The 13,400-nt window shown below is 37.5% G+C and carries 18 protein-coding genes; 17 read left to right on the top strand and 1 reads right to left on the bottom strand.

Annotation, left to right across the window (positions count from 1 at the left end):
• Window positions 1–30: 30 nt before the first annotated feature.
• The 14 genes from rplF to dnaX all read left to right on the top strand — a co-directional run bounded on the left by rplF (window position 31) and on the right by dnaX (window position 9,335).
• A complete protein-coding gene (rplF, locus tag B5D30_RS09065; RefSeq protein ID WP_078807754.1) occupies window positions 31–567 on the top strand; it encodes a 50S ribosomal protein L6 in 537 nt (178 codons plus the stop codon).
• Between the two features lie 127 nt (window positions 568–694).
• The gene (gene rplR, locus B5D30_RS09060) at window positions 695–1,060 is read left to right on the top strand and encodes a 50S ribosomal protein L18 (protein ID WP_078807753.1); all 366 of its coding nucleotides are present in this window, start codon (window positions 695–697) and stop codon (window positions 1,058–1,060) included.
• A gap of 20 nt (window positions 1,061–1,080) precedes the next feature.
• On the top strand, window positions 1,081–1,581 hold the full coding sequence (rpsE, locus tag B5D30_RS09055) for a 30S ribosomal protein S5 (protein ID WP_078807752.1): 501 nt from the start codon (window positions 1,081–1,083) through the stop codon (window positions 1,579–1,581).
• Between the two features lie 13 nt (window positions 1,582–1,594).
• The gene (gene rpmD / locus B5D30_RS09050; RefSeq protein WP_078807751.1) at window positions 1,595–1,777 is read left to right on the top strand and encodes a 50S ribosomal protein L30; all 183 of its coding nucleotides are present in this window, start codon (window positions 1,595–1,597) and stop codon (window positions 1,775–1,777) included.
• Between the two features lie 34 nt (window positions 1,778–1,811).
• Window positions 1,812–2,252, top strand: a complete 441-nt coding sequence (gene rplO, locus B5D30_RS09045; protein ID WP_078807750.1) for a 50S ribosomal protein L15 — start codon at window positions 1,812–1,814, stop codon at window positions 2,250–2,252.
• Window positions 2,252–3,577 carry a preprotein translocase subunit SecY gene (gene secY, locus B5D30_RS09040; RefSeq protein ID WP_078807749.1) on the top strand — a complete coding sequence of 442 codons (1,326 nt, stop codon included), beginning with the start codon at window positions 2,252–2,254 and terminating at the stop codon, window positions 3,575–3,577. Before rplO ends, secY begins: the two co-directional genes overlap by 1 nt.
• Before the next feature lie 72 nt (window positions 3,578–3,649).
• Window positions 3,650–4,297: an adenylate kinase gene (locus B5D30_RS09035; protein ID WP_078807748.1), complete on the top strand. Its 648-nt coding sequence runs from the start codon at window positions 3,650–3,652 to the stop codon at window positions 4,295–4,297.
• A 116-nt stretch (window positions 4,298–4,413) separates the two neighbouring features.
• Complete coding sequence (gene infA, locus B5D30_RS09030; RefSeq protein ID WP_078807747.1) at window positions 4,414–4,632, top strand: translation initiation factor IF-1; 219 nt, start codon at window positions 4,414–4,416, stop codon at window positions 4,630–4,632.
• Between the two features lie 25 nt (window positions 4,633–4,657).
• Window positions 4,658–4,774: a 50S ribosomal protein L36 gene (rpmJ, locus tag B5D30_RS09025; protein WP_002288710.1), complete on the top strand. Its 117-nt coding sequence runs from the start codon at window positions 4,658–4,660 to the stop codon at window positions 4,772–4,774.
• 23 nt (window positions 4,775–4,797) lie between these two features.
• A complete protein-coding gene (gene rpsM, locus B5D30_RS09020; protein WP_078807746.1) occupies window positions 4,798–5,163 on the top strand; it encodes a 30S ribosomal protein S13 in 366 nt (121 codons plus the stop codon).
• Window positions 5,164–5,186: 23 nt separating this feature from the next.
• Window positions 5,187–5,573, top strand: coding sequence for a 30S ribosomal protein S11 (gene rpsK / locus B5D30_RS09015; protein ID WP_078807745.1), 387 nt, complete (start codon window positions 5,187–5,189; stop codon window positions 5,571–5,573).
• An 87-nt stretch (window positions 5,574–5,660) separates the two neighbouring features.
• The gene (locus B5D30_RS09010; protein WP_078807744.1) at window positions 5,661–6,599 is read left to right on the top strand and encodes a DNA-directed RNA polymerase subunit alpha; all 939 of its coding nucleotides are present in this window, start codon (window positions 5,661–5,663) and stop codon (window positions 6,597–6,599) included.
• A gap of 49 nt (window positions 6,600–6,648) precedes the next feature.
• A complete protein-coding gene (gene rplQ / locus B5D30_RS09005) occupies window positions 6,649–7,029 on the top strand; it encodes a 50S ribosomal protein L17 (RefSeq protein WP_078807743.1) in 381 nt (126 codons plus the stop codon).
• A 617-nt stretch (window positions 7,030–7,646) separates the two neighbouring features.
• Window positions 7,647–9,335 (top strand): DNA polymerase III subunit gamma/tau, encoded by a 1,689-nt coding sequence (dnaX, locus tag B5D30_RS09000; protein WP_078807742.1) that lies wholly within the window; start codon window positions 7,647–7,649, stop codon window positions 9,333–9,335.
• Window positions 9,336–9,521: 186 nt separating this feature from the next.
• Here the strand turns inward: dnaX and B5D30_RS08995 are convergent, their stop codons facing one another.
• Window positions 9,522–10,265 carry a helix-turn-helix domain-containing protein gene (locus B5D30_RS08995; RefSeq protein ID WP_078807741.1) on the bottom strand — a complete coding sequence of 248 codons (744 nt, stop codon included), beginning with the start codon at window positions 10,263–10,265 and terminating at the stop codon, window positions 9,522–9,524.
• 992 nt (window positions 10,266–11,257) lie between these two features.
• On the opposite strand from B5D30_RS08995, the gene B5D30_RS08985 reads away from it, so the two are divergent.
• The 3 genes from B5D30_RS08985 (at window position 11,258) to B5D30_RS08975 (ending at window position 13,375) form a co-directional block, all read left to right on the top strand.
• On the top strand, window positions 11,258–12,160 hold the full coding sequence (locus B5D30_RS08985) for a hypothetical protein (RefSeq protein ID WP_078807739.1): 903 nt from the start codon (window positions 11,258–11,260) through the stop codon (window positions 12,158–12,160).
• Window positions 12,153–12,809: an ABC transporter ATP-binding protein gene (locus tag B5D30_RS08980; protein ID WP_078807738.1), complete on the top strand. Its 657-nt coding sequence runs from the start codon at window positions 12,153–12,155 to the stop codon at window positions 12,807–12,809. Before B5D30_RS08985 ends, B5D30_RS08980 begins: the two co-directional genes overlap by 8 nt.
• Window positions 12,810–13,063: 254 nt before the next feature.
• Window positions 13,064–13,375, top strand: coding sequence for a hypothetical protein (locus B5D30_RS08975; RefSeq protein WP_078807737.1), 312 nt, complete (start codon window positions 13,064–13,066; stop codon window positions 13,373–13,375).
• Window positions 13,376–13,400: the final 25 nt, after the last annotated feature.

Below are 13,400 nucleotides of genomic sequence, written 5' to 3'. Positions count from 1 at the left end.
GATTTTTAACAAATTAAGGAGGTGCCTTAAGTGAGTCGTATTGGTAATAAAGTCGTTGAATTACCAGCAGGCGTTTCGTTTGAACAAAACGCAGGCGTTGTAACGGTAAAAGGACCAAAAGGCGAATTGTCACGTGCGTTAAGCTCTGATATTACTATCGAGCAAGACGGTACAACAGTTACGTTCACTCGTCCAAACGATACGAAAGAAATGAAAACAATTCATGGAACTACACGTGCTCTTTTCAACAATATGGTTGAAGGTGTAAGTGCTGGTTTCTCTAAAAAACTACAAATGATCGGGGTAGGGTACCGTGCACAATTACAAGGGAAAAAACTTGTATTGAGCGTAGGGAAATCTCACCCTGATGAAGTCGAAGCACCAGAAGGAATCACTTTTGAAGTAAACAACAATACTGAAATTACAGTATCAGGTATTTCAAAAGAAGTTGTAGGTGAAACTGCAGCATATATCCGTTCGCTTCGTTCTCCTGAACCTTATAAAGGGAAAGGGATTCGTTACGAGGGCGAATACGTTCGTCGTAAAGAAGGGAAAACTGGTAAATAATTTTAACAGTTTCTCTAAAATAGTGTATTCTCTCTTTCAAGCAATGTTCTATGAACAGCTTGAAAGGAAGAACTTACGCTTATTAACAAATTCAGCGAGATTCTCGCAATAAACCAAAAAACAAGAGGTGAAAATTGTGATTTCAAAACCAGATAAAAACAAAAAACGTCAAAAACGCCACATGCGTGTGCGTAATCACGTTTCTGGTACTGCTGAGCGCCCACGTTTAAATGTATTCCGCTCGAACAAAAACATCTACGCGCAAGTGATTGATGACGTAGCGGGTGTGACGCTAGCAAGTGCCTCTGCCTTAGATAAAGAAATTTCAGGTGGAACAAAAACTGAAGTTGCAGCTGCTGTTGGGAAATTAGTTGCAGAACGTGCAACTGCCAAAGGCATCAAAGTAGTAGTATTTGACCGTGGTGGATACCTCTACCATGGACGCGTAGCTGCTTTAGCTGAAGCTGCTCGTGAAAATGGATTAGAATTTTAATAGAAGGAGGAACACCATTCATGGTTTTTATCGATCCAAAAACATTAGATCTTGAAGACCGCGTTGTTGCCATTAACCGCGTAACAAAAGTTGTAAAAGGTGGACGTCGTCTACGTTTTGCTGCTCTTGTTGTCGTTGGTGACAAAAACGGTCACGTAGGATTTGGAACAGGGAAAGCTCAAGAAGTACCTGAAGCAATCCGTAAAGCAATTGAAGATGCGAAGAAAAACTTAATTGAAGTACCAACAGTTGGTACAACGATTCCTCACGAAGTAATCGGAGTATTCGGCGGTGGACGCATTTTGATGAAACCAGCCGTAGAAGGTTCTGGGGTTGCTGCAGGTGGACCTGTTCGTTCCGTATTGGAGCTTGCTGGTGTTGCAGATATTACTTCAAAATCACTTGGCTCAAACACACCTATCAACGTAGTTCGTGCAACAGTTGAAGGGTTAAAACAATTGAAAAAAGCTGAAGAGGTTGCTGCTTTGCGTGGCCTTTCAGTAGAACATTTTCAAGGGTAAGGAGGACGAATAAATGGCTGAAGTAAAAATTACATTAGTAAAATCACCAATTGGGCGTCCTGAAAACCAACGCATTACTGCTAAGACACTTGGTCTTACAAAAATGCACAAAACAGTTGTGAAACCTGACAATGCTGCCATTCGTGGTATGATTAACACGATTTCACACCTTGTGGACGTTGAAGAAGTAAAATAATTGATTCGAAAATTTAAGGAGGTGTGTGAACGCAATGAAACTTCATGAATTAAAAGCATCTGCTGGTAGCCGTAAAGTTCGTAACCGCGTAGGACGTGGAACATCATCTGGTAACGGTAAAACGAGTGGACGTGGCCAAAAAGGTCAAAAATCTCGTAGTGGTGGTGGCGTACGTCTTGGTTTTGAAGGTGGACAAACACCATTGTTCCGTCGTTTGCCAAAACGTGGATTTACTAACATTAACCGTAAAGAATACGCAATCGTAAGCCTTGATGTATTGAACCGCTTTGAAGAAGGTGCAATCATCAGTGCTGAAACTTTGAAAGAAGCTGGTTACGTGAAAGACGTAAAAGCTGGAATCAAAGTGCTTGCGACTGGTGAATTAAGTAAAAAAGTTACAGTAAAAGTAACAAAAATTTCAGAAGCTGCGAAAGAAAAAATCGAAGCTGCTGGAGGGACTGTTGAGGTGATCTAATGTTCAAGCTTTTAAAAGACGCTTTTAAAGTAAAAGACATTCGGTCAAAAATCTTATTTACTGTTTTTGTTCTTTTCGTATTCCGTCTTGGTGCGGCAATTACTGTGCCGGGTGTGGATGCGAAAGCATTAACCAAAATTGTAGACTTACCATTTGTCAGCATGTTAAACATGGTCAGCGGTGGTGGGTTGCAAAGTTTCTCTGTTTTCTCTATGGGGGTATCGCCATATATTACAGCGAGTATCGTCATTCAGCTTTTACAAATGGACATTGTGCCAAAATTTGTAGAGTGGAGCAAACAGGGAGAAGTTGGGCGTAAAAAATTGAATCAAGCGACACGTTATCTCACGTTAGTATTAGGTTTCGTCCAATCTATCGGGATAACAGCTGGATTCAACCAGCTTAGTCAATACGGTGATAAACTTGTTCCTAAAGCAACGGTTGAAACATATGTCGTAATCGGACTAATTCTGACTTGCGGTACGATGTTTGTTACTTGGCTTGGGGAAATGATTACGGATAAAGGAATTGGAAACGGGACTTCTATGATTATCTTTGGTGGTATCGTAGCGGGACTTCCAAAATCTGTTCATGATATTTACATTGACCATTTCGTAAATGGGAAAAATGCAGGTTCATGGCAATCTTATGCCTTTGTCGCTGTATTGTTGATTGCAATCATTATTATTGTGGCTGCAACAACATTCATGCAACAAGCAGAGCGTAAAATTCCTATCCAATACACAAAACGTGTTGCGGGTGCTCCGACAAGTAGCTATTTGCCACTGAAAGTAAATGCTGCTGGGGTTATCCCAGTAATCTTTGCATCAAGTTTTATCGCAACACCGAATGCAATTCTGCAATTCTTCGCTCAGAAAAATGCAGGAGCTGGCTGGTACAAGGTGATGACAGAAATCTTTAATTACAACACCATTCCCGGTGCAACGATTTATACGGTTCTGATTATTGCCTTTACATTCTTCTACGCATTTGTGCAAGTCAATCCTGAAAAATTGGCTGAAAATCTGCAAAAACAAGGCAGCTATATTCCACGAGTTCGTCCCGGAAAAGGAACGGAAGAATGGGTATCTCGCCTGTTAATGCGACTTTCAACAGTAGGTTCAATTTTCCTAGGACTTGTTGCTTTACTACCGATTGTGGCTGCAATGGCGTTCACTTTACCGAAATCTATCGGTCTAGGTGGAACAAGTTTGCTTATTGTAATCGGTGTGGCACTTGAGACAAGTAAACAACTAGAAGGTTTAATGCTAAAACGCAAATATGTCGGCTTTATCAATACAACAGCTGAGACAACAACTAAATAGATTGTTAAATAATAACAAAGATAAAAATAGTTCCAGGCTATTTTTATCTTTGCATATTATTGGAGGTTTCCAATGAATTTATTGATAATGGGGCTTCCCGGTGCAGGAAAAGGGACACAAGCTGAACGTATCATTGATGCGTATCACATTCCACATATTTCTACTGGAGATATGTTCCGTGCGGCTATCTCAAATGAAACTGCACTTGGACTTGAAGCAAAATCCTATATGGATAAAGGAGAATTGGTTCCTGATTCTGTCACCAACGGAATTGTCAAGGAACGTTTAGCGGAAAAAGATACTGAAAAAGGTTTCTTGCTAGATGGTTTTCCACGTACGCTAGAGCAAGCAAAAGCACTTGAAGAAATGTTAAAAGAACTAGACAAGAAAATCGATGCGGTCATTAATATTGATGTGCCAAGTGAAATTCTTGTTGAACGTTTGAGTGGACGTTTCATGTGCCGTGATTGCGGAGCGACCTATCACAAAGTGTTCAACCCTACAAAAGTAGAGAATACTTGCGATAGATGTGGCGGACACAATTTTTATCAACGTGAAGACGACAAACCAGAAACGGTAAAAAATCGTCTAAGCGTCAATATCGAACAAGGTCAACCAATTTTAGATTTTTACGCTGAAAAAGGACTTGTTCAAGCAGTGGATGGCAATCGTGAAATAGATGCGGTATTCAACGATGTTCAAAAAATCATTGAACGCTAATATTTTCGCCATGCGCTGAACTTTACGAAACAGCAAAAATGTGGTAAAATACCACAGTCTGATTTTTTAAGGACAAAACAAAAAAATCTGATAAAGAAATTCAGGAGGTACTGTGCGTGGCAAAAGAAGATATGATTGAAATCGAAGGAACAGTCGTCGATACTTTGCCGAATGCAATGTTTACAGTGGAGCTTGAAAATGGTCATCAAATCTTAGCAACTGTATCTGGAAAAATTCGTAAGAACTATATTCGTATTTTGACAGGCGACAGAGTAACGGTAGAAATGTCACCGTATGATTTGACACGTGGCCGCATTACGTACCGCTTTAAATAATGTATCCATTCTAGGAGGTATAATCATGAAAGTAAGACCATCAGTAAAACCAATGTGCGAACATTGTAAAGTGATTCGCCGCAAAGGTCGTGTTATGGTGATTTGCCCAGCAAACCCTAAACACAAACAACGTCAAGGATAATTTGAAAGGAGGAAACAGTAAACATGGCTCGTATTGCAGGAGTAGATATTCCTCGTGAAAAACGTGTAGTAATTTCTCTTACTTACATTTATGGAATTGGGAAACAAACAGCACAAGATATTTTAGCAGCAGCTGGTGTTTCAGAAGAAATCCGCGTGAAAGATTTGACAAACGAACAAACGGATGCAATCCGTTCAGAAGTGGACAAATTAAAAGTTGAAGGGGATCTTCGTCGTGAAGTAAACCTAAACATCAAACGCTTGATGGAAATCGGTTCATACCGTGGAATCCGTCACCGTCGTGGATTACCAGTTCGTGGACAAAACACGAAAAATAATGCACGTACACGTAAAGGCCCTTCTAAAACAGTAGCAGGGAAGAAAAAATAATTCGTAAGTAAGGAGGAAAATTCGTGGCTAAGAAAGTATCACGCAAACGTCGTGTGAAAAAGAATATTGAATCTGGGATTGCTCATATCCATTCAACATTCAACAACACAATCGTTATGATTACAGACGTTCATGGAAACGCACTTGCTTGGAGTTCAGCAGGAGCTCTTGGTTTCAAGGGAAGCAAAAAATCAACACCATTTGCCGCTCAAATGGCAGCTGAGGCAGCTACAAAAGCAGCAATGGAACACGGCTTGAAATCAGTTGAAGTAACTGTAAAAGGTCCGGGTGCAGGTCGTGAAGCGGCTATCCGTTCACTTCAAGCAAATGGACTAGAAGTTACAGCAATTCGTGACGTAACTCCAGTACCTCACAATGGTGCTCGCCCTCCAAAACGTCGTCGTGTATAGTTTTTTCATTTAACTCTTGTGGTGTATAATGAAAAAAGATACAAGATGAGAAGTTTGACCACTCAAACTTGAAAGGGGCACATAAGAATGATTGAGTTTGAAAAACCAAAATTTGCAAAAATTGATGAAGACAAAGATTATGGCAAGTTCGTCGTAGAACCCCTTGAAAGAGGATATGGAACTACGCTCGGCAACTCTCTGCGTCGTATTTTACTATCTAGCTTGCCGGGAAGTGCTATTACAAGTGTGGAGATTGAAGGAGCTTTGCATGAATTTTCGACTGTACCAGGTGTACGTGAAGATGTTACGCAAATCATTCTTAACATCAAAGGACTTGCAATGAAGCTTTATGTGCAAGAAGAAAAACAGCTACACATTGATATTACTGGACCTGCCAGAGTAACAGCAGGTGATATTCTAGTAGACAGTGATGTAGAAGTATTGAACAAAGATTTATATCTTTGTACAGTAGCTGAAGGTGCCCGCTTGCAAGCGACATTGACAGCAAAACCGGGTCGCGGTTATGTTCCTGCAGAGGAAAATAAACGCAAAGATGCACCTATTGGTTTATTAGCAGTCGATTCTATTTACACTCCAGTAAAACGTGTAAACTACCAAGTAGAAACTGCACGTGTTGGGAAACGTGATGACTTCGACAAACTAACAATGGAACTTTGGACAGATGGCTCTATTACACCTCAAGATGCTTTAAGTTTATCTGCGAAGATTTTGACGGAGCATTTGGGAATTTTTGTGACTTTGACAGACATTGCTCAAGATACTGAGATGATGGTTGAAAAAGAAGAAACACAAAAAGAAAAAGTGTTAGAGATGACTATCGAAGAAATGGACTTATCTGTTCGTTCGTACAACTGTTTGAAACGTGCGGGAATTAACACCGTTCAAGAGTTGGCAGACAAAACAGAAGCCGAAATGAGTAAGGTTCGCAATCTTGGTCGCAAATCGCTTGATGAAGTCAAGATGAAATTGCATGACTTAGGCTTAGGACTTCGTAAAGAAGACTAATCTAGCTGGAACTTACAAAAATTGAAACTAATTATAAGGAGGAAATCTCGTGGCTTACCGTAAATTAGGACGTACAAGCTCTCAACGTAAAGCTTTACTACGTGATTTAACAACGGATTTGATTATCAACGAAAGCATTGTAACAACTGAAACACGTGCGAAAGAAATTCGCAAGACAGTTGAAAAAATGATTACGTTGGGTAAACGTGGAGATTTGCACGCACGTCGTCAAGCAGCAGCATTCGTTCGCAACGAAGTTGCCTCTATCAAGGAAGATGGAGATGACATTGTAGTAGAAACTGCATTGCAAAAGCTATTTAACGATCTTGCACCACGTTATAAAGAACGCAATGGTGGATACACTCGTATCTTAAAAACTGAACCTCGTCGTGGGGATGCAGCACCAATGGCGATTATCGAACTTGTCTAAAACAAAATTTATCACTTTTTGTTGAGTGTTATGATGGTGGGAATTTTCCCTAGTCTAGCTCTGAGCTTCTCCGGGTCAACAGACTCGGAGAAGGCACTCATCAAATGGTGTTTTTTTATTTTATCGAAAAGCGTAGACCCTTTTAATATATGGGCACCTCTAAAAACTCGCACTTATCCTAAATTGCTAGTTTTCCGATTTTCTTTGTCAATCTCCTCAACCTATGAACCACATAGCTTTCGTCGATTTTCTCGAAAATCGAAAAACTAGCTAATTTAGTCTTAAGCGGAGTTTTTAGAGGTGCCCATATGCGAAAGAAATTCAGTTTTTATTTAGAACACACCTCTCACTCCGTTTTATTTGAAATCTCTCTTTCTTTTTGAGATAATAAAACAGTAGCAAATCAGTAAATAGATTTTGAGAGAATGTAAACAATGTGCGGACTCTTGTTCGTAAAGACCCAGCTTGGATAAGCGGAGGTCAATTTTTAAGATTTCACAAACTGAAATCACAAAAAGGTGAGCCTGGAACTTGCCTTTTTTGTGTTATACTAGAGTGAGAAGTTAAAGTGACTCTAAAAGTTTTAGAGGTACGCACAAACGAAAAGAGGAAATAAATTGGCATATCAAGCATTATACAGAACCTTTCGTTCGCAACGATTTGGTGATATAGTTGGACAATCGCTTATTAGTAAGACTTTGAAAAATGCAGTGATGAATGGGACAATGAGCCACGCCTATCTTTTTACAGGCCCAAGAGGAACTGGGAAAACGAGTGCTGCACGTATTTTTGCCAAGGCGGTGAATTGTACTTCTACGCATGACGGAGAGCCGTGCAATGAATGTCAAACGTGTAAAGAAATTACACAAGGAAGTTTAGAAGATGTAATTGAGATTGATGCGGCAAGTAATAATGGTGTGGAAGAAATTCGCCGTTTACGTGAGACGGTCAAGTTTCCGCCGAGTGTAGCGAAAATCAAAGTGTATATCATTGACGAGGTGCATATGCTTACGAACCAAGCATTCAATGCCCTTTTGAAAACGTTGGAAGAACCGCCTGAGCGTGTGCTATTTGTTTTGGCAACGACAGAAGTGCATAAGGTGCCAGCAACGATTTTAAGTCGTACTCAGCGATTTGATTTTAAACGCATTTCTATGAATGATATTGTAGAACATTTAAAGCACGTTTTAAATGAAGTCAATCAACCATTTGAGGAAGAAGCTCTTGTGATTATTGCACGTGCCGCACAAGGTGGTATGCGAGATGCTCTTTCGATTTTGGATCAGGCGATTAGTTTTTCAGATGAACAATTGACAAAAGAAGTTGCTTTGAAAATGACAGGGAGCATGACAAGTGAAGTGTTAGCTCAATACTTTCTTGCAATTACAGAAAAAAACGCGGAGGTGGCGTTAGAGATTATAAACGAAATGCTTTCTTCTGGAAAAGAGGCGAAACGTTTTGTCGAAGATAGTCTCTTGTTTTTGCGAGATGCGTTGATGATAGATTTTGCCCCTAAGTTTGTTGAGGAGTTGTCTGGGGAAAATCGTTCTGCCAAGTCGGTCAAAGAAAAAATGACGAGAGAAGAAGTGTTCTCAGCGATACACGTGTTGAATAAAACGCTAGAGAGTCTCTCAAGTTCCACCAACGCTCAAGTGCAACTTGAAGTGATGACGATTCAAATGATTACACCACAACAAATGGCGACATCGCAGTTGAATGTACCAACAAGTAGGGAATTAGACGGTCTCAAGCAAGAGATTTTACTTCTTCAACAGGAAATCAACGAGCTAAAAACACAACCGCAGCCGAATGCGAAAGCAACACCGCAAAACCGATCAAATGTAACGATTAAGACAAATTATAAAGATCCGATTGATCGCATTTTAAAACTTTTGCCAAACGCAACGAAGGAAATCAGAAAAGAGGTAAGAGAGGTCTGGACAGATATGCTCAGTATGCTATCGACACCTCAACGAGCGAATTTCCAACGTTACTCTATCGTTGCTGCAACGCCAAATGAGGTTGTGATTATGTTTGAGAACAATTTGTCGTTTTTAGCAGAAAAAATCAGCATGGACGAGGGGTTAAAACTCGCCGTTTCCAACAATCTCTCAAGGCTTACTCGGTACGCTCCAGAGCTAGTTCCTGTCACGCAAGCCGGTTGGGACAAGATTAAAGAGAGTTTCAGAGCAGCACAGGCAACAGAAGAAGTTCCCAAAGAAGTCGAAAAACAAAAAAGCGACCCAATAATTCAAGAGGCTACGGAGTTGTTTGGAGATTTGGTTCGAGTGCATGAGGAAGAATAAAATTTTTATTATATAAAGGGCACCTCTAAAAAACTCACAGATTTTTTAAGGAGGTTGCTGAAAAAGTATAAGTTTTTAGGAAAATACAGATTGAAAACCGCATGGTTGAGCGACTTTTGAATTTGATTTTCTCTAAAAACGAACTTTTTCAGCAACCTCTTTTTAAATCGTGAGTTTTTTGCGAATTTATATACTGTCCTCCACATCATCACGCAAGCGTTTTTTTAATTTTTCAAGAAAACACTTGCTTTCTTTATAACCCAAATATTCAAGTATTTTGTGATAGGCTAACCCTTCTGTTCTCATTTGAAGTGCTTTCTTTATCTTCATTTCTGTATAAAAAGTAGTAAAGCTATAACCAGTATGCAACTGGAATAGTCTTTTAATTGTTGAAGGCGAAAGGTGAAAAATGTTGCTAATGCTATTCAAAGTATGCTTTATGTGCATTTCATTTGATAATAGCTCAATGATTTTTTGAAAGTTACTCTCCAGTTGAACGTTTTTTGTACTGGAGAAAAAACGAGAGGTTCTCTCTATTAACTCCTTTTTTGACAAAATTACAGGAAGTTTATCGAAAAGTTCCCAGTGTTCATACGAAAGTTTGATTTCTCTATAATCAAAGTGTTGCAGACGAAAACCGCCTAATGCAAGAACTCCTATCTTCTGTTCATTATCATAGATGTTTTGACAAGCGATCAAAAGATTGAACGAGTCTAAAAAGATAGCGGTTTCTTCTAAATGGAGATGAAAAGAAATGATACACTTATGTGTAAATTTTTGTTCCCAAACTTCAAATTCGTTATAGTTTTCAAAAAAATCATTTTGATGTTTTTTGAACAGAATTTCCCCGTTTTTATCTAAAAAATAAATAAATGGCACTTGATTCTTTTTTGAAAATTGTTTTAGCTTATTAACAATAAATTTCTCCATTTCCCTCTCTCCCCACTTCTCATAGATTTTGTTCAAGTTTTCTTTAAAAATAATTATAAGTAATTTAATAGAAAAATCAACAAAAGAATCATTGTTTTTTATTTTTGACCTCGTTTACATTGTTGATTTGACCTTATTTGCCGTTTTTTAATAATAGAGGATATGTTATAGTATCCTTAAGCTATTGAGAAATACTTTTGCAAAAAAATCGGTTGGTATTTTGAGAGGCTTATTATGAAAAAATGGAGGAAAATAGAACGAGCATAGCAAACGAAAAAAATGATTGTTCCTATGCTGATTTTAGGTGTTTTTAGAGTAGCTGTGCTTTCTTCATGAATAGAGGAAAAGTAAGAACTACTTAGAATAAAAAATTGAAATAAAAACGTTAGAATTTAGTAATAAAGTTGTCATGATTTAGAATGTTTTTTCTGAATGAAAGTGTGCTATACTTAAGGGGAAATCATTTTTTTATTAGCTGTGTTCGTTAAGCAAGAAAGAGTGAAGTGGACACGAACTATTTATTTAAAAAATTAGAAAATTTTAGCAAACGTAAGTTTTCGAGTACCCTTCTATACTTGCACAAGTTTTGTTAAAAATAGAAAGGCAATCATGACAAAAAAACTAAAACTATCGTTCATCGCTTTGGATATTTACACTGTTTTATTACTCAACTTATTTGTGATGAAGATGAAAACGAGTTCGCTTGTTTTTCCAATCTTGATCATCTTCATACACCTTTTTGTTTTTATCGCAGTAATTTTAGCAAATAAACGAGTGATTCAAGTATATTATATCGTGGGGAAATCAAAAAAACGAGAATGGACTGAAAATTTTTGTGTAGATTTCTTTTCTTTATTTCTTAGTACCATTGTATTTAACGGAATGTTCGCGATATTTTTGCGTGAAAGTCATCTTTTTATATTATGTTTGCTTAGTTTTTTGCTAATTACATTAAAAAATATGTATCTATTTTTATTTCTTAGGAGAATCGTATGAAAAAATTAAATATACTATTGTTGAAAAAAAGATTTTATTTATTTGGAATTATTCTTTTGATTGTTTTCGTAATGAATATACTCTTTTGGAATGAAACCACACGGTTTATAAGAATACTGCCGAATTTGTTTGCTTTGCAATCAAAATCTGATGAGGATGTCTACGAAGTGCGGCATAATCCTAGAAGTGAAGCACTGAATGAATCAGGAGGTGCTAGAGCTTATTCTTATTCCGCAGAAGAACAACAGGAAATTTTGTCTTTTTTAACAACTTTCTTTTTACATTCTAATAGTGAAATGAGCGTTTATACAGGGAAATCTACTTATCTCGATGTTTCAAGCGGAAAAAAAGAACGTTTAACTGAAAAAACATTGCAAAAGGAACTTTTCTATGCCGACGAAGTTGGATTTGTGGATGGGAACTTTATTGATAAACTGATTGTTTTCAATCCTAGCAAAGAAGATTTCAAGAAATTAGAAGAATTTTCCAAAAAGAAGAATGTTGATTTACGTTTATTTTCATTAAAGGATCTTCTGAAAGAAGAGTTTCAATACTATTTCGGCAATTTTCTCTGGGCGTTAGCGATGACTATTTTGTTTTATCTCTTTGTAATAACATTGTCGTATTTTCTTATCGCCTCAGCAATCAAAATTTTCAAACAAGAAATACGTCTGTTTCGTGTGATTGGTGTGTCGAAAAAAGCGATACAAAGAAATTTTAGCTACTTGCTAATTAGTCCAGTTTTTGTGGCAGCAATAGTGTCTCTCTTCTGTATCCATGCTGTTGGGTATGGCATATTGCTTGTAGATTACCTGTACTTGTTTGCGTTAAATTTCATATTAGCAGGATTCATCTATTTGATTATTAGAAGAAAGTTAAAAGGTGTCTTAAATGATTGAACTTAAAAGGATTCAAAAACTTTACAAAGAGAAAAAGGTATTTTTAAGTACCAATTTTAAAGCTGAAAGTGGCGAAATTGTGGTTTTAACTGGAAAAAGTGGTATTGGAAAAACGACTTTACTAGATATGATTGCAGGAATCAAGCAATTTGATGAGGGGGAATATTTTTACCAAGGGCAGATGATTTTGACGAAAAACGATTCTCAAATGAGTAAATTTAGAAACGATAAAATAGGATATATTTTGCAAGATTTTGCATTGATTGATGATTATACGGTTTTGGAAAATATCCTTTTGCCCTCGTTTTACAATGAAAAAATGGATAAATCACAAGCTGAAAACAAGGCGAAAAGTCTGGCAGAACGCTTTGACCTGAGAGAAATTTTAGACAAAAAAGTCAAGAATATTTCTGGAGGACAAAAGCAGAGAGTGGCGATTATCCGAAGTTTATTGCTTGACCCTAAAATAATTTTGGCAGACGAGCCGACAACGAATTTAGATGCAGATAATTTTTCGTTTATTGTAGAATTATTTAAAAAGCTGAGTAAGCAAGGAAAAATTGTGATTATCGCCTCGCACGATGAACGAATTTGGGCGATAGCAGACCGAAAATATAGCGTTGAAAACTATAAATTGGTGGAAAATTAGGGTAACGAAAAAATGACGTAAATTCCTAAAGGGTGTCTCTAAAAATCTGTTTAGTATCAAAAGTAGATGTTTTTTAGAGGTACCCTTAATGTTTTCTTTTTTTGACCCCGTTTACATTGTTGATTTGACCTCGTTTGCCATTTTTTGATTAAGAATGATATGTTACAGTGTATTTAAGCTATTAAAAAAATACTTTTGCAAAAAACCGGTTGGTATTTTGAAAGGCTTAATATCAGAAAATGGAGGGAAATAGAATGAGTGTCGTAAACGAAAAAAAGAACAAATTAGTGAAAAAATTAGTTGTTCCTACGGTGGCTTTAGGTATCTTTGGAGTGGGTGTGTTTACCTCTTTTAATGAGGTCAAAGCAGCACCTCGGCGTATGGCATGGGTGATGACAGCACAAGAAACCTATATAAATGGAAGTTATAGACGTGTAACTAAATACGGTAGAGAGTTCGCTTTTACGAATAGTATTAGCTCGAGCTTTTCGTATAGAGAAAGAATCAATGGAATACATTATGGGATTATATGGTATGTAGACCATTATAAAGTTACAGTTAGATAATTTTACAGCATGACGAGGTTGGGAG

This window comes from Pilibacter termitis, from assembly GCF_900167335.1.
Classification (GTDB): Bacteria; Bacillota; Bacilli; order Lactobacillales; family Streptococcaceae; genus Pilibacter; species Pilibacter termitis.
Note: the sequence above shows the minus strand (reverse complement) of the source record. Positions and strands in the feature narration are given on the sequence as shown.

Bases quoted from the DNA above. Each gene is read 5' to 3' on its own strand.
- rpsE (WP_078807752.1), top strand. From the start codon at position 1,081: ATGGTTTTTATCGATCCAAAAACATTAGATCTTGAAGACCGCGTTGTT.
- rpmD (WP_078807751.1), top strand. From the start codon at position 1,595: ATGGCTGAAGTAAAAATTACATTAGTAAAATCACCAATTGGGCGTCCT.
- rplO (WP_078807750.1), top strand. From the start codon at position 1,812: ATGAAACTTCATGAATTAAAAGCATCTGCTGGTAGCCGTAAAGTTCGT.
- secY (WP_078807749.1), top strand. From the start codon at position 2,252: ATGTTCAAGCTTTTAAAAGACGCTTTTAAAGTAAAAGACATTCGGTCA.
- B5D30_RS09035 (WP_078807748.1), top strand. From the start codon at position 3,650: ATGAATTTATTGATAATGGGGCTTCCCGGTGCAGGAAAAGGGACACAA.
- rpmJ (WP_002288710.1), top strand. From the start codon at position 4,658: ATGAAAGTAAGACCATCAGTAAAACCAATGTGCGAACATTGTAAAGTG.
- rpsM (WP_078807746.1), top strand. From the start codon at position 4,798: ATGGCTCGTATTGCAGGAGTAGATATTCCTCGTGAAAAACGTGTAGTA.
- B5D30_RS09010 (WP_078807744.1), top strand. From the start codon at position 5,661: ATGATTGAGTTTGAAAAACCAAAATTTGCAAAAATTGATGAAGACAAA.
- B5D30_RS08995 (WP_078807741.1), bottom strand. From the start codon at position 10,265: ATGGAGAAATTTATTGTTAATAAGCTAAAACAATTTTCAAAAAAGAAT.
- B5D30_RS08985 (WP_078807739.1), top strand. From the start codon at position 11,258: ATGAAAAAATTAAATATACTATTGTTGAAAAAAAGATTTTATTTATTT.
- B5D30_RS08980 (WP_078807738.1), top strand. From the start codon at position 12,153: ATGATTGAACTTAAAAGGATTCAAAAACTTTACAAAGAGAAAAAGGTA.
- B5D30_RS08975 (WP_078807737.1), top strand. From the start codon at position 13,064: ATGAGTGTCGTAAACGAAAAAAAGAACAAATTAGTGAAAAAATTAGTT.